The organism is Azospirillum fermentarium (assembly GCF_025961205.1).
In the GTDB taxonomy this organism is placed as follows: Bacteria; Pseudomonadota; Alphaproteobacteria; order Azospirillales; family Azospirillaceae; genus Azospirillum; species Azospirillum fermentarium.
The window spans coordinates 160,844-178,390 of record NZ_JAOQNH010000003.1; the positions used below are offsets into that span (position 1 = coordinate 160,844).

Sequence of the window (17,547 nt, forward strand, 5' to 3'; positions counted from 1 at the left end):
CAATAGGGATAAGGAACGCACCGATGAAGATGGTCGCCCCCATGGAGGTCGGTCTGTGCTGCACCGATCTCGACACCCTCGCCGCCTTTTACGTGGAGGTGCTGGGCTTCACCCAGGTCAACGTCATCACGGTCCCGCCGGACAAGGCGGCGGGCACCGCGCTGTGCGATGCCGGCTACCGCGTGACGCGGCTGCAGTCGCCCTATGGCGAGCGCATCAAGCTGCTGCAGCCGGCCACCCCGGCGGCGGTGCGCGCGCCTGCCGCGCGCATTCTGGACGAGCGCAACGCCGCCTATCTGACCTTCATCGTCCATGACCTGCAAAGCGTGCTCGACCGGCTGCTGGCCCGCGGCGTGGATCCCATGACCGGCCCCGCCATGCACGAGGTGCGCCCCGGCACCTATCTGGTGTTCGCCCGCGACCCCGAGGGCAACATCCTGGAATTCGTGCAGTACGCCGACGTCGCCGCCTACCGCCCCGATCTGGCGGGCGGGGGGCGCTGAGCCATGGCCATCAGCATTCCGATGCCGGTGCTGTCCGCCGGCATGACCGAGGCGGCGGTGGCCCGCTGGCTGAAGGCCGAAGGCGACAGCATCGCCAGGGGCGAAGCCATCGCCGAGGTGGAAACCGACAAGGCCACCCTGGAGCTGGAGGCCGAGGCCGACGGCGTTCTGGGCCGCATCCTGGCCCCCGCCGGCACCACGGTGGCGGTGAACGCCGCCATCGCCCTGCTGCTGGCGCCGGGCGAGACGCTGCCCGCCGAAACGCCGGCCCCGGCCCCCGTGGTGGCTCTTCCCCCACCCGCGAACGAGAGCGTGCGGATCTTCGCCTCGCCACTTGCCCGGCGCGTCGCGCGGGACACGGGCGTGGCGCTGGAGGGGCTGACCGGCAGCGGCCCCCGTGGCCGCATCGTGCGGCGCGACGTGGAGGCGGCCCGTCCCGCGTCCATTCCCGCCCCGCTTCCCGTTGCCGCCCCGGTTGCGGCGGCCCCCGCGCCGGTTCCAGTGGCTCCCGAGGCGCCGCCGCCGGCCCCGGCCACCCCGGCGTATGGCGGGCCGCACGCGCGCATTCCGCACACCGCCATGCGGCGGGCCATCGCCCGGCGGCTGTCGGAGTCCAAGCGCACCATCCCCCATTTCTACCTGTCGTCGGATCTGGAGCTTGACGCGCTGCTGGCCCTGCGCGCCACGCTCAACGAGCGGCTGGCGGGCGAGGGCAAGCTGTCGGTCAACGACTTCATCGTCAAGGCCGCCGCCCTGGCCCTGCGCCAGGTGCCGGATGCGAACGCCGTCTGGACCGACGACGCGGTGCTGCGGCTGGAGGATGTGGATGTCTGCGTGGCCGTGGCGACCGACGGCGGCCTCATCACGCCGGTGGTGCGCCACGCCGATGCCAAGGGCCTCGCCGGCATTTCCCGCGACGTGAAGGATCTGGCGGCCCGCGCCCGCGCCGGTTCCCTGAAGCCCGAGGAATACCAGGGCGGCGGCTTCACCATCTCCAATCTGGGCATGTACGGGGTGGGGCGGTTCGCCGCCATCATCAACCCGCCGCAAAGCTGCATCCTGGCGGTGGGGGCGGCGGAGCGCAAACCCGTGGTCCACGGCGACGCGGTGGAGATCCGCACCATCATGACCGTCACCCTGTCGGTCGATCACCGTTCGGTGGACGGTGCCGTCGGCGCCCGCTTCCTCGCCGCCCTCAAGACCATCGTGGAGGAGCCGCTGCGGCTGATGCTGTGACGCTGCGCGCTCCCCGTTCCCTCATGTTCCCGGAGACATTCGTCATGCTGACCGACCCCGGCCTGCTGCGCCGGCAGTGCTTCATCGACGGCCAATGGGTGGACGCCGATGCCGGCGGCACCATCGCCGTCACCAACCCCGCCGACGGCTCCACCCTCGCCACCGTTCCCGACGCCGGGGCCGCCGAGACCCGCCGCGCCATCGACGCCGCGGCCCGCGCGTTCGACCGCTGGAAGCGCACCACCGCCAAGGAACGCGCCGCCGTCCTGCGCCGCTGGTTCGACCTGATCGTGCAGAATCAGGAGGATCTGGCGGTGCTGATGACCGCCGAACAGGGCAAGCCCCTGGCCGAGGCCCGCGGCGAGATCGCTTACGCCGCGTCCTTCATCGAATGGTTCGCGGAAGAGGCCAAGCGCGCCTATGGCGACGTCATCCCCTCGCCCCGCGCCGACGCGCGGCTGCTGGCGATCCGCCAGCCCATCGGGGTGACCGCTGCGATTACGCCGTGGAACTTCCCCGCCGCCATGATCACGCGCAAGGCCGGGCCGGCGCTGGCCGCCGGCTGCACCATGGTGCTGAAACCGGCGGCCCAGACGCCGCTGTCGGCGTTGGCGCTGGCGGTGCTGGCCGAACGGGCCGGCGTGCCGCCCGGCGTGTTCAACGTGGTGACCGGCGGTGCCGCCGCCATCGGTGGCGCGTTGACCGCCAGCCCGGTGGTGCGCAAGCTGAGCTTCACCGGATCGACCGCGGTGGGCAAGACGCTGATGGCCCAGTGCGCCGGCACGGTGAAGAAGGTGTCCATGGAGCTGGGCGGCAACGCGCCGTTCATCGTGTTCGACGACGCCGACATCGACGCGGCGGTGCAGGGCGCCATCGCGTCCAAATACCGCAACGCCGGCCAGACCTGCGTGTGCGTCAACCGCTTCCTGGTGCAGGATGGGGTGTACGAAGCGTTCGCCGCCCGGCTGGCCGCCGCGGTGGCCGATCTGAAAGTGGGGGCCGGCAGCGAACCGGGGGTGACCCAGGGGCCGCTGATCGATGAACGCGCGGTGGCGAAGGTGGAATCCCACGTGGCCGACGCGGTGTCCAAGGGGGCGGCGGTGCGGGCCGGCGGGCGCCGCCACGCGCTGGGCGGCACCTTCTTCGAACCGACGGTGCTGACCGGCATGACCCCGGACATGGTGATCGCCCGTGATGAGACCTTCGGCCCGGTGGCGGCCCTGTTCCCCTTCCGCACGGAAGAGGAGGCGATCCGGCTGGCCAACGACACCGAATACGGGCTGGCCGGCTATCTCTACACCCGCGACCTGGGCCGCGCGCTGCGGGTGATGGAGGCGCTGGAATACGGCATGGTCGGCATCAACACCGGCCTGATTTCCAACGAGGTCGCCCCCTTCGGCGGGGTGAAGGAATCCGGTATCGGCCGCGAAGGCTCCCGTTACGGCCTGGACGAGTATATGGAGATCAAATACGCCTGCATCGCCGGGCTGTGATCCCTGCGCAATCGGAAAGGGCCGCCGGTTCCGGCGGCCCTTTTGGCCGTTACGGCTCCACCGACGGGCTGACCTGATAGAGCCGCAGCCGCGCCCCGGCGTTGGTCAGGTGCTGGGCCGCGGCCTCGCGCGCCTGGGCCTCGTCGCGCTCGGCTATGGCCTTGTAGATCGCCTCGTGCTCCTTGTGGACGGCGGCGGTCAGGCCGGCGTGGCGGGCGGTGTTGGTGCGGGCGATGCGGATCAGCCGGCGCACCTGGGATTCCAGATACTCGCCGAACTGCTGGACATAGGGGTTGTGGCTGGCCTTGAGGATGGCGCTGTGGAACTGCATGTCCTCGTTCACGCCGTTCTCACCCGCCTTTATGGCCTGGGCCAGCGCGTCCAGCGCGGCGCGGATCTCGGCCAGTTCGGCATCGGTGCGGCGGGCGGCGGCAAGCTGCGTCGCCACCACCTCCACCGACATCAGGAATTCCAGCACCAGATCCAGTTCGTGGGAATCCTGCAGATTGGGCTGCAGGCGGAACACCCGGTTGCCCTCCGGGCTGACGAACTGGCCGCGCCCCTGCTGGGAGGTGACCAGCCCCTCCGACTTCAGCAGCGACAGCGCCTCGCGCACCACCGAGCGGCTGACGCCGTAGGTGGCGCACAGCTCGTGCTGGGTCGGCAACTGCTCGCCGGGACGAAGCTCGCCGGCCTCGATGGACTGGCGCAGGCGCCGCGCCAATTCGTCGGGCAGGCTGCCGTTCCGTTCGATCACGCCATTCTTCTCAAGCATGCCCGTCCCCGGATGCGGCGCGGGCCGCATCGTCTTATGTGAGTGTTCGTTTCCGGCCCGGTCAGAGGTCCGATTATCAGACAAGCATACCGGATATCCCCGCGCTTGCAAAGACCGCCGCCGGCCTCCGCTCGCGGCGATGGAGAAAAAGAGCATGGCGGCGTGCTTTTTTGGAGTCCTCCCGTGCGCTCCCGCTGCCCGGTGCGATGCACGCCCGGCGGCGGTGGCCGCACGCACCAGACAAAAAGCGATTGCTCAGAATTTCGCCGCTGTGTATGGTCAATCAATCCATACAAAATGATAGGAGCGGATCGGTGAACGCCCTTCAATCCATCGGCGTGTTGCTGGGGTGCCAGTTGGCGGGGGAGGTGGCGGTGCGGCTCCTGGCCGTGCCGCTGCCGGGCGCGGTGGTCGGCTGCGTCCTGCTGTTCGCCCTGCTGACCGTGCGGGCCGGGGTGCCCGGCGGGCTGAAGACGATGGCGGACGGGCTGCTGCGCTATCTGCCGGTGATGTTCGTGCCCGCCGGGGTCGGGGTGATGGCCGATGCCGAGCGCGTGCGTGATGAATGGCTGGCGCTGCTGACCGTGCTGGTGCTGGGCACCGTGGTCACCGCCGCCGTCACGCTGTGGAGCTTCGATGTCATGGCGCGCGCCGTGGACCGGCGGGCGGGGGCGGGCGATGACCGGCGCTGATGCGTGGGGGGGGCTGCTGGCCTCTCCCTTGCCGTGGATGGCGGCGACCGTCGGCGCCTTTTTGCTGGCGCTGGAGGTGCACCGGCGCAGCGGCGGCCACGCCCTGACCCAGCCGGTGGCGCTGGCGGTGGCCCTGCTGATCGGGATGCTGGTGGTGACCGGCGTGCCGGTCCAGACCTACACCCAGGGAACCGCACCGCTGCGCTTCCTGCTGGGGCCGGCGACGGTGGCGCTGGCGGTGCCCATGTACGAGCAGCGCCGCCTGATCGCGCGCACATGGCTGCCCATCGGCGTGGCGCTGCTGGCCGGGTGCGTGACGGCGGTGGTGTCGGTGGTGGGGCTGGCGTGGGCGACGGGGCTGAGCGGAACCATGATGCTGTCGCTCAGCCCGAAATCGGCCACCATGCCCATCGCCATGGAGGTGTCGGCCAAGATCGGCGGCCTGTCCACCCTGACCATGGTGTTCGTCATGGCGACGGGGCTGGTGGGAACGGCGCTGGCCGGCCCCCTGCGCCGTCTGGCACCGGGGGACGACGGGCGGGGGATGGGCTTTACCCTGGGGCTGGCGGCCCACGGGATCGGCATCGGGCGGGCGTTCCAGATCAGCCCGGCGGCCGGTGTGTTCGCCGGGCTGGCCATGGCCCTGAACGGCATCGCCACCGCGGTGCTGACGCCGCTGATCCTCACACTGCTGCGGATCTAGGTCTTTGGTTTCCCCCCCGTGTGAGTCACCGTGCCGCTAGATCACGGTGTCGGCCAGCGCGGGGATCTGGTCCAGCGCGTCGGCCAGGGTCTCCAGCATCCGCCGGCAATCGGTGCGGGTAACCGGCGCGCCCAGGCAGATGCGCACCGCCTCCGGCGCCGGCCCGTCGGTCAGGAAGGCGTCGCTGACCGCCGCCACGATGGAGCGGGTGCGCAGGCAGGCGGCGAATTCCCCCCGCGTCCACGCCGGGGGCAGGCCGAGCCACAGGTGGAAGCCCTGGGGATGGGCGGCGGTCAGGGCCGGCGGCAGCAGGGCGGCGGCCAGGCGCTGGCGTGCCTCCGCCTCCGCCCGGATGGCGGCGAGCAGCAGCCCGGCGGTGCCGTCGGCGATCCAGCGGGTGGCCACCGCCGCCGGGATGGCCGGCGTGCCCAGCAGGGCCGCGCGCTGCGATGCCTCCAGCCGCGCCGCCTGACGGGCGTCGGGGGCGGCCACATAGGTGATGCGCAGGCCGGGCGCCACGCATTTCGCCAGACCCGCCACGTGGAAGGTCAGCTCCGGTGCCAGGGTGGCGAGGGGCGGCGGCGCGTCCTGGGGCAGGACGCCGTAGATGTCGTCCTCGACGATCGGCACCCCGTACTCCCGCGCGATGGCGGCGATGGCCGCCCGCCGGTCCGCCGGCAGGGTGGCCGTGGTCGGGTTGTGCAGGGTGGGGGTGCAATAGAGCGCCTTGGGCGCGTGCGCGGCAAAGGCGGCGCGCAGGGCGTCGGGGTCGATTCCCTGGCCGTCCATGGCCACCCCCGCCACCCGCACGCCCAACTGGCGGGCGATGGCGCGGAAGCCGGGGTAGGTCAGCGCCTCGGTGCACACGGTGTCGCCGGGGCGGGCCAGCATGGTCAGCAGGGCCAGGAGCGCGGCCTGGGTGCCGGGGCAGACCACCACCCGCCCGGCCCCGCCGTCCGCCGCCAGATCCGGCAGCCGGGGCAGCAGCCAGCGTGCGCCGGCCTCCCGGTCCTCCGCCGCGGTGCCGGTTTCGGGGTAGCGCAGCAGCGCGCGCAGGTCGATCCGCTGCGCCGCGTCGGCCAGCCCGCCGCGCACCCGGTCCAGCAGGTCCGGCGCCTCGGGCAGCGGGGGCTGGTTCATGGTCATGTCGATCACCGCCGCCGGCGCGGTGTCGCGCGGGGTGTCGGGCCGGGGAACCGGGGCGGGGCCGGCGCTGGGCGGGCGGACGAAGGTGCCCTGGCCCACGCGGGCATCCAGCAGGCCGCGCTGCCGCGCCTCGCTGTAGGCGCGGCTGACGGTGGTCAGGTCCAGCCCCAGCCGGTCGGCCAGGGCGCGTTGCGGCGGCAGCCGCTGTCCGGCGGCCAGCCGCCCGCTGCGGATGTCGTCGGCGATCGCGTCGGCGATGGCCAGATAGACCGGCCTGTCCCGGTTGGCCAGATCGGGATGCCAGACCGCGCCGGTGGATTGTTCGGTGGATTGCATGGATGTCCTGATCCGGTCTTTCGTCCCGCACGGTCCCCACGGTGGCCATACGGTGGCCGGTGGCGTCCGTATCATATGAGCGTCCGCCGGCTCCGGCTGCAAGCCCCTCCGGTGCTGCAACAGGGTGTGGCCGTCAGCGGGCGAGGAACAGCAGGATGGCCAGATTGGCCCAGGACGCCAGCACGATGATGGTCACGGCCAGCGGCGGGCTGAGCAGCAGGACGGCCGTGTAGCCGCCCACCGCCACCACCAGCAGCAGCAGGGCAAAGAGCGTGACGCGGGTGTCTTCCATGATGTGGATCTCCGTATCCAGGGGGGGCCGTTCGTCGGCGGGTCAGGCGGCCGGCGGCGCCAGCGGCAGGTCCAGCCGCTGCCACACGTCCACCAGCGCCGCCGCCAGGGCCGTCATGTGGGCGTCGGTATGGAGCGGGGTGGGGGTGAAGCGCAGCCGCTCCGCCCCGCGGGGAACGGTGGGGTAGTTGATGGGCTGGACATAGATGCCGTGCCGGTCCATCAGCATGCCGGACGCCTGCTTGCAGCGGTGGGCGCCGCCCACCAGCACCGGCACCAGATGGCTGGCCGAGGGCATCACCGGCAGCCCGGCAGCGGTCAGCCGCCGTTTCAGGGCCGCGGCCCGTTCCTGATGCCGGCCGCGCTCCGCCCCGCTGGCCTTCAGATGGCGGACGGCGGCCAGCGCCCCCGCCGCCAGGACCGGCGCCAGGGCGGTGGAGAAGATGAAGCCGGCGGCGAAGCTGCGGATGCAGTCCACCAGGGCCGCCGATCCGGCGATGTAGCCGCCCTGGACCCCGAACGCCTTGCCCAGCGTGGCTTCGACGACGGTGATGCGGTCCAGGGCGCCGTCGCGTTCGGCGATGCCGCCGCCGCGGGGGCCGTACAGCCCCACCGCGTGCACCTCGTCCAGATAGGTCATGGCGCCGTGCCTGTCGGCCACGTCGCAGATGTCGTGGATGGGAGCGATGTCGCCGTCCATGGAATAGACGGATTCGAACGCCACGATCACCGGCCGTCCCGGGGCGACGCCCGACAGGATCTCGTCCAGATGCCCGGGGTCGTTGTGGCGGAAGATGTGTTTCTCGGCCCCGCTGTTGCGGATGCCGGTGATCATGGAATTGTGGTTCAGCGCGTCCGACACGAACACGCAGCCGGGCAGGATCCGCCCCAGCGTGGTCAGCGCCGCATCGTTGGACACGTAGCCCGAGGTGAACAGCAGCGCGGCTTCCTTGCCGTGCAGGTCGGCCAGCTCCCGTTCCAGCAGCACATGATAATGGCTGGTGCCCGAGATGTTGCGGGTGCCGCCGGCCCCCGCCCCGCAGTCGTCCAGCGCCGCGTGCATGGCCTCCAGCACCGCCGGATGCTGCCCCATGCCCAGGTAGTCGTTGGAACACCACACCGTCACCTTGCGTTCGCCCCCCGCATCGTCGCGGTGCGTCGCCGTGGGGAAATCCCCCCGGTGGCGGGCAAGGTCGGCGAAGACCCGGTAGCGCCCATCCTGCTTGATGGCTGCGATCAGATCACGGAAAACGGAATCGTGCGGCATCGGATCCTCTCTGCCGGGGGTGGCCCCATCGGATGAGGTGCCATCAATAAACGGCAGTGTATGCATTCAATAAAAGTGATTGCAAGGATATTGTGCGCTCAATTGTATTGATTGATTGGTGCGTGCCCGGCGGTGGGCGGGATGTGTGAAGTTTTTTTGATGGGGCGGGGCTTCCCTTGACCCTGCGCGGGCCGCGGCGGTACGAGGGTGCCTGCCTCGTGCCACCGGGATGAAATGCCCATGCGCTTCGATCTGCCGGACCCGGCGTCCGCGGCGACGACCTTTGCCGCCCTTGCCATCGCCTTCGTTCTCGGTGCCCTGATCGGGTTCGAGCGGCAGTACCGCCAGCGCACCGCCGGGCTGCGCACCAACGTGCTGGTGGCGGTGGGGGCGGCGGCCTTCGCCGACATCGGCATGCAGCTTTCGGGGGTGGAGGGGGCGACCCACATCGTGTCCTATGTGGTGTCGGGCATCGGCTTTCTGGGGGCCGGCGTCATCATGAAGGAGGGTACGAACGTCCGCGGCCTGAACACGGCGGCGACCCTGTGGTGTTCGGCGGCGGTGGGGGCGTGTTCGGGCTGCGGCCTGCCGGTGGAGGCGGTGATGCTGACGGTCTTCGTCCTGGCCGGCAACACGCTGCTGCGCCCGCTGGTCAACCACATCAACCGCCTGCCCATCGACGAGCGGGTGACCGAGGCGCTGTACCGCGTCCACGTGGTGGCCGACCCCGAACAGGTGTCCGATGTCCGCGACGCGCTGGCCGCCGAACTGGAAGCCCTGAACTATCCCATCCGGGACATCGAGGTTCTGTCGGAATCCGAGGAGCAGGTGGAGCTGGCCGCCGTGCTGGTGCCCACCACGGCGGAACCGGATGAGTTGGAACGGGCCGTCCTGAGCCTGGAGCAGCAACCCGGCATCCGCAGCGCCACCTGGACCGTCAGCACGACGACTTAGAGTCCTTCAGGTGCTTATTGAAGCACCTGAAGGACTCTAAGCTTTTGGTTTTCCCGTCTGATTCACGCTTCAAACGATTCCGTTTGAACCGATCACACTCTGGAGCGTGAAGCACACGGAAAACCGACGGTCCCTAGCCTGTGGTGGCCAGAGCCTCCTGGAATTTATGCAGCAGGGCGATCTGGTTTTCGCGCACCGGGCGCTGCCACTCCTTATCGAAACGCTTGGCATACTCCAGCCCTTCGATGGTCCTGGCGGTCATGGCGCCGTAATCGGCGTCTTCGGGGATATAGGCCGAGCCGTTGTTCACGCCGGGGATCACCAGCGGCATGAAGCTTGTCATCAGCAGCAGATCGTTGCCGTTCAAGTCTTTGGTGGCCGTCTTCCATGCCTCCTTCACGCTGTCCGGTGCGTTGTTGGGCGGGAATTGCCACATCTTGGCCAGCCCGACCATGTTGAAGCCGTCGCGGTCCACATCCTCGGCCCGGTTGGGCGGCAGGATCAGGTTCTGCGCCCCCTCCTCGGTCAGCCCGTCGGGATCGATGGGGTCCGCCAGGGAATGAATCGTCTGAAGCGCGTGCCGTTCCTGCGGCGACAGGGATTTCAGGAACGCCTTGGGGTCGGACAGGCCGTTCTGGGCCGCGGCCTTTTCCAGAACCGACAGATAGGTGGAGGATTGCGACTCCACCGCCTGCTGCCGGTCGGCGAACACCCTGGGTTCATAGCCGGCGCGCCATTCCTGGAAATCGGCGGTCAGGGCGGCCACGCTGGTGCTCCGCCCGCCCAGGGTGGTCATGGAGACGGGCGGCGGTGCGGGCTGGGCCGGAACGGCCGGATCATTTTGCTCGGCGGCAGAAAGTGCCGCCCCGAAGGCATCCGCCGATCCGGTCCTCTTGTCCCGTGCGGCTGCCCCGGTTTGCGGGGAAACCGCGGATGAAGAGTGTACGGCGATTGTCATGTGGCCCTCTTTGGCTTCTGGTTGCAGGTGAAGCCAAAGCAAATCCGGGGCCAAGGGAGCCCCACACGGAACCGGAGGGCGCCGCGGCACCCCCCGGTTCCGGGAAGGGTCAGTTGGTGTAGGCGAGCTTCAGGGCCTGTTCCAGCTCGTTCTTCTTGCGCTGGAGGGCTTGCAGCTCCTGTTCCTTGGCCGCGAGTTCCGCCGGGTTGCCGGAACGGGCGGTGCGGACCTGGAAGTCCAGGTCGGCGGCTTCCCGCTGCAGGCTTTCCGCCTCCTGGCGCATCTTGCGGTACGCGCTCTCTTCGATGCGGTTCTGGCGGCGGGCGGTTTCCAGATCCCGGCGGACCTTCGCCAGATCCTTTTCCGCCGCGCCCAGCATGCGGTTGGTGCGGTCGATGTCGCGGTCCAGCCCCAGCTTCTCGTCGTTCAGGTCGGTCTGCTGCTGCTGCGCCCGGTCCAGCCGCTGCTGGGCGGCGGCGACGCGGTTCTGGGGGCCGCCGCTCGCCAGATCGGCTTTCTGGTTCAGATAGGTCTGGACGCACCCGCCTTGCAGCAGGACCGCCGTCAGCAGGACGGCCAGGGTGGGGGTGCCGTGGCGTTTGACTGTCATGATGGCCCGTATCCTTCTCAGGTGCGGCGGATCTGCATGGCGGCGTTCATGCCGGAAATGTTGTTTTCCAACTGGGCGATCTGGGTGTTCATGTCCTTGATCTGGCGGTCCAGGGTGGCGGTGGAATCGCCCTGCTGGCGCATCTGGGCGGACGCCTGGACATACTTGTCCCGCTCTTCCTTGGCCTTGCCCAGCCAACTGACCAGACGGTCGCGGTTTCCTTCGATGCGCTGGCGTTCGGCGGCGACCTGTTCGGCGCTGGCGCGCCCGGCCTTCTGGTCGGCGGTCAGCCTGGCGTAGCGCTGCTGGGAATCCTCCAGAACCCGGCGGGAGCTGACGACCAGCTTCTTCAGCTTGTCGTTCTGCTGTTCCACGTCGGCGGTCATGGAGTTCAGCATCATGGTGCGGTTGTTGCCGGTCTCCTGCGCCTTGGCGGTGACATAGCCGTCCACGCCCCCCATGATGCCGCCCGCTGCCGCCCCGATGAGGGCGCCGCGGGCGACATCGCGGGAGTTGCCGGTCAGCAGCCCGGCCAGCGCCCCGACCGCCGCCCCGGCCAGCGCGCCGGTGATGGCACCGCCGGCCACGGTTTCGTTGAAGGTGGTGGCGGCGTCGGCGCACATCTGGCGTTCCGCCGGGGTCAGGCGGGGGTTGTTGGGGTTGCAGTAATCATCCCCCGCGGCGGTGTTGGTCCCCCCGCCCGAGGTGGCGCACCCCGACACCGCGAGGCTGGCCGCCAGCACCAGGGCTGCCGAACGCATGGCCCAGCCATGGCGACGGGGGGCTTGAAATGGACTGTGACAATCGCCCATGGACTATCTCCTGCTGTCGCTGTTCTTTTATTGGTTGTCGAAGAAAAACCGTCTGCCGAACCGTCACGGGTGGGGGATGGACGCCAGCACCGCATCGCGGTCCAGCCGTCCGTTCTGGCGCAGGGTCCGCGCGTGTTCGGTGAAAAGGTCGGTGAAGCGGTTGACCGCGGCCAGCCCGCGGGCTTCCGTCTCGCGTTTCAGCACGTCGGCCTGTTCCCGGACCGCCGTCTCCGGGTGGTCGGCCACAAGCTGGGTCAGGGTGTCGAGATAGTAGGAGAGGTTGAGCGTCAGCGCCTCGCGGTTGCTGTCCAGGGACGCCTTGAGGCTGTCGCGCAGGCCCTTGTTGGCCTCGCTCAGCGCGGCGATCTGTTTTTCCTTCAGCGCGATGATCTGCTTGTCGTCGGCCAGCTTGCGGGCCAGATAGGTGCCGACGCGGATCTCGCTCTTCACCGCGCGGCCCCGCTGCTCGTTGGTGGCCTGCACGTTGGATTTGATGACGGTGGCCAGACTCTGGATGCGCTGCTTCAGCGCCGGTTCCTCCACCGCGGCGACCAGGGCGTCCACCTCGCGCACCGGGTCTTCCTGGCGTTCGGTCAGGACGTTGGTGGCCGCCACCGACAGGGTTTTCCAGGCGTCGCGCACCGCGGCCAGCCGCTGCCGGCTGGGCACGCCGGGGGCGGCCAGGACCAGACGGAAGCCCACGGTGGCCAGCCGCCGTTCACCTTTCTTGTCCACCGGCACGAATTCGTCGCGGGCGGCGGCGCGGATGGCGTCGGCGGGCGTGCGGAAATCGCCGCCCTTGGTCATGAAGCCGCCCACCTGCCCGTGCTGGTGCGACAGCTTGTTCAGCCGGTAGGGGTCGAGCACGAATTCCGCGGCGTTGCCCAGCATGTCGTGGATGCCCAGCGGGTTCGGCTTCAGCAGGCCGATGGCGTTCAGGGCGTTGTTGGCCGAATCCGGCCCCTGGTACCAGACATAGCGGGCCATGCCCTCGGGCATGGGGTGGGTGGGCTGGACGAAATCGCTGTCGGGCACGGCGATGCCGCCGCGGGCGGCGAATTCCCATTCCGCTTCCGTGGGCAGGCGCAGGAAGCCGGGGCTTCCCTCCTCCACCGGCAGGGCGCCGCCGCCGTCGCGCACCAGCCACGCGGAATAGGCGGCGGCGAAGGCCGCGGCCTCGGCCCACGTCACGCCGACCTTGGGCAGGCGGCTGTCGTCCCCCGGCGTGGGGCAGGGACCGCCCAGAGCCGCGAACTGAAGCTGCGACACCTCGTACTTGCCGATCCAGAAGTGGCGCAGGCCCGCCGTGCCGGCGCTGGTGAAGCCGCCGGCCACCCAGTCGCGGCGGGTGTGCTCCGACCAGGAAAAGCGCTCGTCGCTGCCGCCCAGCTCCACCCGCCGGTCGTCCAGCACGCCCGCCGCCGGCACCGCCACCGCGCGGAACGCCATGCGCCCGCCGCACGGCATGGGCATCACCAGGTCGTCGGCTGCCGGCTGGGGGTTCCACAGGGCGTCCGGCCACGCCGCCGCCGTGGGTGCCGCCGCGGGGGGCTGTGAGGCCGGCGGCGTCTGGGCCGCCGCCGGGGCGGCGGACAGGACCGCCGCCACAATCACGCGCATCAGGGTGCGGGGATCAGACATGGCGCAACTCCTCATTCACGTCGATGCGGCGGAACGCCAGCCCCACGGCGGCGGCCGGCAGCGTGGACAGAACGGTGGTGACCGCCGCCGCCGCCAGCAGGCTGGCGGCGTCCAGACGGCAGGCCGCCTCCCCGTGGGCGATGGAGGCCTGGAACAGGGTGTTGATGGCCGCCGCCGCCCCGGCGAAGCCGGCCACCGCCGCCACGCTGCCGGCGGCGGCCAGCACGACGGCCTGCGCCACCGGAAAGGCCACCATCCAGCCGGTGCCGTAGCCGGCAAGGTTCAGGATGGCCAGATCGCGCCGCTTGCGCCGCAGGTTGCCCCATTGCCCGGCGGTGACCGCCACGATGTAGCCGGCCACCGACAGGCTGGAGATGATCAGCAGCACCGCCCGCAGGCTGTCGTCCAGCGACAGGGCCGAGGCGATTTCCGCCCGCCGGGTGGCGACGGTGATCCCCCGCGCCTCCAGTGCGGCGGCGACGGGCTGCACGCTGCGGATGGAGCGGGCGTAGAGCCGGAACAGGGGATAGTCCGCCGCCGCGTGCGCCGGCTCGCCCGTGGTGACGCCCAGCGCCGGCACCGCCTTGCCGTCGCGGAAATCCTGCACCGCCTCCACCAGCGCCAGAGAGCCATAGGCCGTGGTGCCGCCGTCGTTCTGCGCCGCCAGCACCGCCGCGACGGTCAGGGGAACCGCCAGCGGTTCGGTGCGGCCGCCGCGCACCCGCTCCACGAACGCCGTCACCCCATCGCCCGCCGCCACCCCCAGGCGCCCAGCGGCGCGTGCGCTCAGCACCACCGCCCCCGCCCCCGCCCCCGCTCCCGAGGGCGTTCCCATGGACGCCGCCGCGCTTCCCGTCACCGGGTCGCCCGGGGCCGTCGGGATCAGGGAGGTGCGCACCTCCACCCGGCTGGCGCCCGGCGACGGGGCGGCGGGCAGCAGGTCGATCTGCCCGGCGATCAGCCGGGTGGACGGGATGACGAAGGCCACGTCGGGGTTGCCCGCCATCTCGCGGAACCACGCGGCGTCGAAACGGTTGGCGCCCGTGGCCTCGGGCGTGATCAGCCGCATGGCCGGGTCGCGGTCCAGGCGCGCGATCAGCGTGCCGATGGCCCCCTGGTGCAGCCCGAACAGCACCAGCAGCGGCGTCAGCACCGCGGCGATGGCGATCACCTGCGCCAGCGCCACCGGCCATTCCCCGCGCAGGTCGGCCAGCGACAGCCGCAGAAGCTGGACCAGACGCCCGGTCATGGCGTGTCCCCCGGTTCCGCCGCGCCGCCGTGATGGAGGAGCGACCCATGAGCCCGCGGCTGGCAGACGGCGACGGTCAGGCCGTGGCGTTCGGCCAGGGCACGGTCGTGGGTCACCACCACCAGTGCTGCCCCGTGGCGGCGGGCGGCGGCGGTCAGCAGGGCCATGGTGGTCTCGGCGCTGGCGGGATCGAGGGAGGCGGTGGGCTCGTCGGCCAGGATCAGCGGCGGTTCGTGGGCCAGGGCGCGGGCGATGGCCACCCGCTGGCGCTGGCCGATGGACACGTGCCGCGGCAGCCGGGCGCGCAGGGCGGCGATGCCCAGCTCCTCCAGCAGCCGGTCCGCCGGGCCGGGGCAGGGCAGGCCCAGCAGCCGGCGCGTCAGCAGCGTGTTCTCGCCCACGCTCAGGAACGGGATCAGCCCGCCGGTCTGGAGCACATAGCCGATGCCGGCGGCGCGCAGCCGGGTCAGCCGCCCCCGCGCACCGTCCCGCCACAGGGCCGGCACGTCCGCCGCCGGTTCCGCCGTCACCCGCAAGGTGAAGCTCCGGGCCGCCGTCGGGCGCAGCACCAGGGCCAGCATGTCCAGCACCGTGCTCTTGCCGCAGCCGCTGGGGCCGGTCAGGGCGATCTGCTCCCCCGGCATCACCCGCAGGCGTTCGATGCCCACGATGAAGCGGCCAGCCCCCTCGCCCCGCTGGAGAAAGCAATCGGCGATGTCGATGACCGGGCCGCCCATGTCCCCCTCCCGTTCCGCCGCCGTCAGGGCAGGCTGTCGATGGGAACGGGATAGACCGCATCCCCCGCCGCCGATCCGTCGGACAGCGGAACCCAGCGGTCCACGTCATCGTGAAAACGCTGGTACAGCGCGACCTTGGACTTGATCTCGTCGATCAGCGTCTGCTGCTCGCCCACGCTCATGCGGGTCCAGGAATCCGGGTCGATGCCCATGATCTTGCTCTGATAGGGCAGGCCGTCGAGATACTCGCCCATCAGCCCCACCTCCTCCAGGTTGCGGGCCGGGCCCTGGGCGATGCGCGACGGGTCGCGGCCCATGGCGGCGGCGGCGCTGCGCAGCTGGTTGAAGAAATCCTCCGGCTCGATCTGGCCCTTTTCGCCCGCGTCCACCACCCGGCGCAGGGTGGCCTGCAGGTCGCTCAGCTGGTTCTTGGTCAGCAGCAGCCGCACGCTGAAGGCGGCCAGATCGGGGCGGCGGAAATCCCGGTCGGAGGCCCAGGCTTCGAACATGGGCGGCGCCTTGGTCCCCTGCACCGTGCCCAGATAGGCCAGCCGCATGGCGCGGCCCACCGCTTCCGCCGTCTGCTGCAGCCGGTCGGCCGCCGCCGCGGGTGCCGCCGCGGCTGCTGCTGCGGGCGCCGCCGTGGCGGGCGCCGGGGGCGGGGCGGTGGGGTCGGTCTTGCCGGCGTCGCGGACCTGGGTGACGAGGCTCTGGGCCAGCTTTTCCACCTGACTGCGGAACACCTCCTGATCCCCGGCGTCCACCGGGAAATACAGGGAGCCCACGCCGGGGAAGTGCGACAGCCGTTCGTACTGGGCGCGTGCCGCGGCGTGGTCGTTGCGCCCCTCCGCCGTTTTCAGGTGCAGGATGTAGAGGGCGATGCCGTTGGCCTCCGCCAACTGGCGGATCTGGTCGGTGGACAGGCCGGTGCTGGCCAGCGGCGACGACCCTTCGCGCGAGCTGGCGTCGGTGACCATGATGATGTAGCGGCCCCCGAACCCCTTCCAGTCGATGCCGCGGATGGCCTGTTCCAGGCCGGCGTAACCATCCTCGGCAAAGGCGCGGGTGGAGATGGGGGTGGCGCGCAGATCCTTGACCTGCTGCATGAAGGCATCGCGGCTGGCGGTGGCCGACGGGTCGGCGAACATGCGGGCCAGATACTCCAGCCCCTTCACCTTGCCCGGATCGTCGCGGTAGGCCACCAGCCCGAACCGCACCCGGCTGTCCAGCTTGGCGCTTTCGATTTCGCGGTACACGGCATCCACCGCCTGACGGGTGCGGTCGATGTAGGGCTGCATGGACGAGGTGGCGTCGATGACGAACACCACCCCGGACCGGAACTTCGCCAGCGCGTCGTCCATGTTGCCGCGCTGGAGCACCTGCGGCTGCGCCGCCTGGGGCGGGGCCGGCTGGGTCTGGGCCTGCGGCTGGGGGACGGCGGTGGCCGCGTCCGCCGTCTCCTTGGTGACGGACGCGATCTTGACCGTGCGCACGCGGAACCCGCTGGGCAGCGGCTTGGTCTCCGCCTCCAGGATCGGCAGCAGGTAGAACTGCTTTTGCAGGTCGATGAAGGTTTCCGGCTCGATGGACACCACCGGGCTGCCGGGGGGCAGGGCACCCTTCACGATCTGCCGGCGCCATTCCTCGCTCTGGGCCAGCAACTGGTCCGATTGCAGCAGGCCCGTCAGGGACGGCTGGTCGCGGAAGAACAGCACGCGGTCGCGGTTGGCCGGGTTGTTGAACGCCAGGACCAGCGAATGGCGCCACGGGATGGTGTCCTGGATGCGCACCCACCCGGCGGTGGTTCCCTGGCTGTCCGGCCCCACCTCCACATAGGACGCCTCGCCCTGCTCCTGCTGGCCATAGACGTACATCACCGACAGCGGCGGCAGGCTCTTGCCCGGCGGTCCCCCCGGCTGGGCGGCAAGCTGAGCCCCCGGACGGGTCAGCACCCGCTGAAACAGGGTGGTCTTTCCCGGAATCAGCAGCGGCGTGCGCTTGCCCGCGGCCTGGGGCTGGGCGGCGGCCTCCTGCGCCGGGGCGGCGGCTGCCCCCGCCAGCAGCAGGGCCGCGGCAGCGAGGCCGGCGGCAAGGCGGCGGCGGAGGGCCGGACGGATGGCAGGGAACGGCGTGGTCATGATCTC

The 17,547-nt window shown here is 70.8% G+C and carries 17 protein-coding genes; 6 read left to right on the plus strand and 11 right to left on the minus strand.

Annotation, left to right across the window (positions count from 1 at the left end; all coding sequences use genetic code 11):
• The first annotated feature begins 23 nt into the window (after nucleotides 1–23).
• Genes M2352_RS20980 through M2352_RS20990 form a run of 3 tightly spaced genes read left to right on the plus strand, consistent with a single transcriptional unit; the run spans nucleotide 24 to nucleotide 3,232 of the window.
• On the plus strand, nucleotides 24–503 hold the full coding sequence (locus M2352_RS20980) for a VOC family protein (RefSeq protein WP_264666480.1): 480 nt from the start codon (nucleotides 24–26) through the stop codon (nucleotides 501–503).
• 3 nt (nucleotides 504–506) lie between these two features.
• Nucleotides 507–1,739 carry a dihydrolipoamide acetyltransferase family protein gene (locus tag M2352_RS20985; RefSeq protein ID WP_264666481.1) on the plus strand — a complete coding sequence of 411 codons (1,233 nt, stop codon included), beginning with the start codon at nucleotides 507–509 and terminating at the stop codon, nucleotides 1,737–1,739.
• Between the two features lie 44 nt (nucleotides 1,740–1,783).
• Nucleotides 1,784–3,232 carry an NAD-dependent succinate-semialdehyde dehydrogenase gene (locus M2352_RS20990; protein ID WP_264666482.1) on the plus strand — a complete coding sequence of 483 codons (1,449 nt, stop codon included), beginning with the start codon at nucleotides 1,784–1,786 and terminating at the stop codon, nucleotides 3,230–3,232.
• Between the two features lie 49 nt (nucleotides 3,233–3,281).
• On the opposite strand, the gene M2352_RS20995 is transcribed toward M2352_RS20990, so the two are convergent.
• Complete coding sequence (locus tag M2352_RS20995) at nucleotides 3,282–4,007, minus strand: FadR/GntR family transcriptional regulator (protein ID WP_264666483.1); 726 nt, start codon at nucleotides 4,005–4,007, stop codon at nucleotides 3,282–3,284.
• Nucleotides 4,008–4,321: 314 nt separating this feature from the next.
• Between M2352_RS20995 and M2352_RS21000 the strand changes: the two genes are divergently transcribed.
• Nucleotides 4,322–4,699 (plus strand): CidA/LrgA family protein, encoded by a 378-nt coding sequence (locus tag M2352_RS21000; RefSeq protein ID WP_264666484.1) that lies wholly within the window; start codon nucleotides 4,322–4,324, stop codon nucleotides 4,697–4,699.
• The gene (locus M2352_RS21005; protein WP_264666485.1) at nucleotides 4,686–5,402 is read left to right on the plus strand and encodes an LrgB family protein; all 717 of its coding nucleotides are present in this window, start codon (nucleotides 4,686–4,688) and stop codon (nucleotides 5,400–5,402) included. Before M2352_RS21000 ends, M2352_RS21005 begins: the two co-directional genes overlap by 14 nt.
• Before the next feature lie 36 nt (nucleotides 5,403–5,438).
• On the opposite strand, the gene M2352_RS21010 is transcribed toward M2352_RS21005, so the two are convergent.
• From M2352_RS21010 to hemA, 3 genes are all read right to left on the minus strand, one after another.
• Nucleotides 5,439–6,884: an aminotransferase-like domain-containing protein gene (locus M2352_RS21010; protein WP_264666486.1), complete on the minus strand. Its 1,446-nt coding sequence runs from the start codon at nucleotides 6,882–6,884 to the stop codon at nucleotides 5,439–5,441.
• A 133-nt stretch (nucleotides 6,885–7,017) separates the two neighbouring features.
• Nucleotides 7,018–7,176, minus strand: coding sequence for a sugar tyrosine-protein kinase (locus M2352_RS21015; RefSeq protein ID WP_264666487.1), 159 nt, complete (start codon nucleotides 7,174–7,176; stop codon nucleotides 7,018–7,020).
• Between the two features lie 42 nt (nucleotides 7,177–7,218).
• Entirely contained in the window at nucleotides 7,219–8,442 is a 1,224-nt protein-coding gene (hemA, locus tag M2352_RS21020) for a 5-aminolevulinate synthase (protein WP_264666488.1), read from the minus strand.
• A gap of 240 nt (nucleotides 8,443–8,682) precedes the next feature.
• On the opposite strand from hemA, the gene M2352_RS21025 reads away from it, so the two are divergent.
• On the plus strand, nucleotides 8,683–9,396 hold the full coding sequence (locus M2352_RS21025; RefSeq protein WP_264666489.1) for an MgtC/SapB family protein: 714 nt from the start codon (nucleotides 8,683–8,685) through the stop codon (nucleotides 9,394–9,396).
• 133 nt (nucleotides 9,397–9,529) lie between these two features.
• Here M2352_RS21025 and M2352_RS21030 read toward each other — a convergent pair whose 3' ends face one another.
• The 7 genes from M2352_RS21030 to M2352_RS21060 form a co-directional block, all read right to left on the minus strand.
• Nucleotides 9,530–10,192: a hypothetical protein gene (locus tag M2352_RS21030; protein WP_264666490.1), complete on the minus strand. Its 663-nt coding sequence runs from the start codon at nucleotides 10,190–10,192 to the stop codon at nucleotides 9,530–9,532.
• Nucleotides 10,193–10,463: 271 nt separating this feature from the next.
• A complete protein-coding gene (locus M2352_RS21035; RefSeq protein ID WP_264666491.1) occupies nucleotides 10,464–10,964 on the minus strand; it encodes a hypothetical protein in 501 nt (166 codons plus the stop codon).
• Between the two features lie 17 nt (nucleotides 10,965–10,981).
• Nucleotides 10,982–11,725, minus strand: a complete 744-nt coding sequence (locus M2352_RS21040; RefSeq protein WP_264666492.1) for a glycine zipper 2TM domain-containing protein — start codon at nucleotides 11,723–11,725, stop codon at nucleotides 10,982–10,984.
• A 114-nt stretch (nucleotides 11,726–11,839) separates the two neighbouring features.
• On the minus strand, nucleotides 11,840–13,417 hold the full coding sequence (locus M2352_RS21045; RefSeq protein WP_264666493.1) for a formylglycine-generating enzyme family protein: 1,578 nt from the start codon (nucleotides 13,415–13,417) through the stop codon (nucleotides 11,840–11,842).
• On the minus strand, nucleotides 13,410–14,666 hold the full coding sequence (locus M2352_RS21050; RefSeq protein WP_264666494.1) for an ABC transporter permease family protein: 1,257 nt from the start codon (nucleotides 14,664–14,666) through the stop codon (nucleotides 13,410–13,412). The genes M2352_RS21045 and M2352_RS21050 overlap by 8 nt, the downstream gene beginning before the upstream one ends.
• The gene (locus M2352_RS21055) at nucleotides 14,663–15,403 is read right to left on the minus strand and encodes an ABC transporter ATP-binding protein (RefSeq protein ID WP_264666495.1); all 741 of its coding nucleotides are present in this window, start codon (nucleotides 15,401–15,403) and stop codon (nucleotides 14,663–14,665) included. The genes M2352_RS21050 and M2352_RS21055 overlap by 4 nt, the downstream gene beginning before the upstream one ends.
• Before the next feature lie 23 nt (nucleotides 15,404–15,426).
• Nucleotides 15,427–17,541 (minus strand): vWA domain-containing protein, encoded by a 2,115-nt coding sequence (locus M2352_RS21060; protein ID WP_264666496.1) that lies wholly within the window; start codon nucleotides 17,539–17,541, stop codon nucleotides 15,427–15,429.
• Nucleotides 17,542–17,547: the final 6 nt, after the last annotated feature.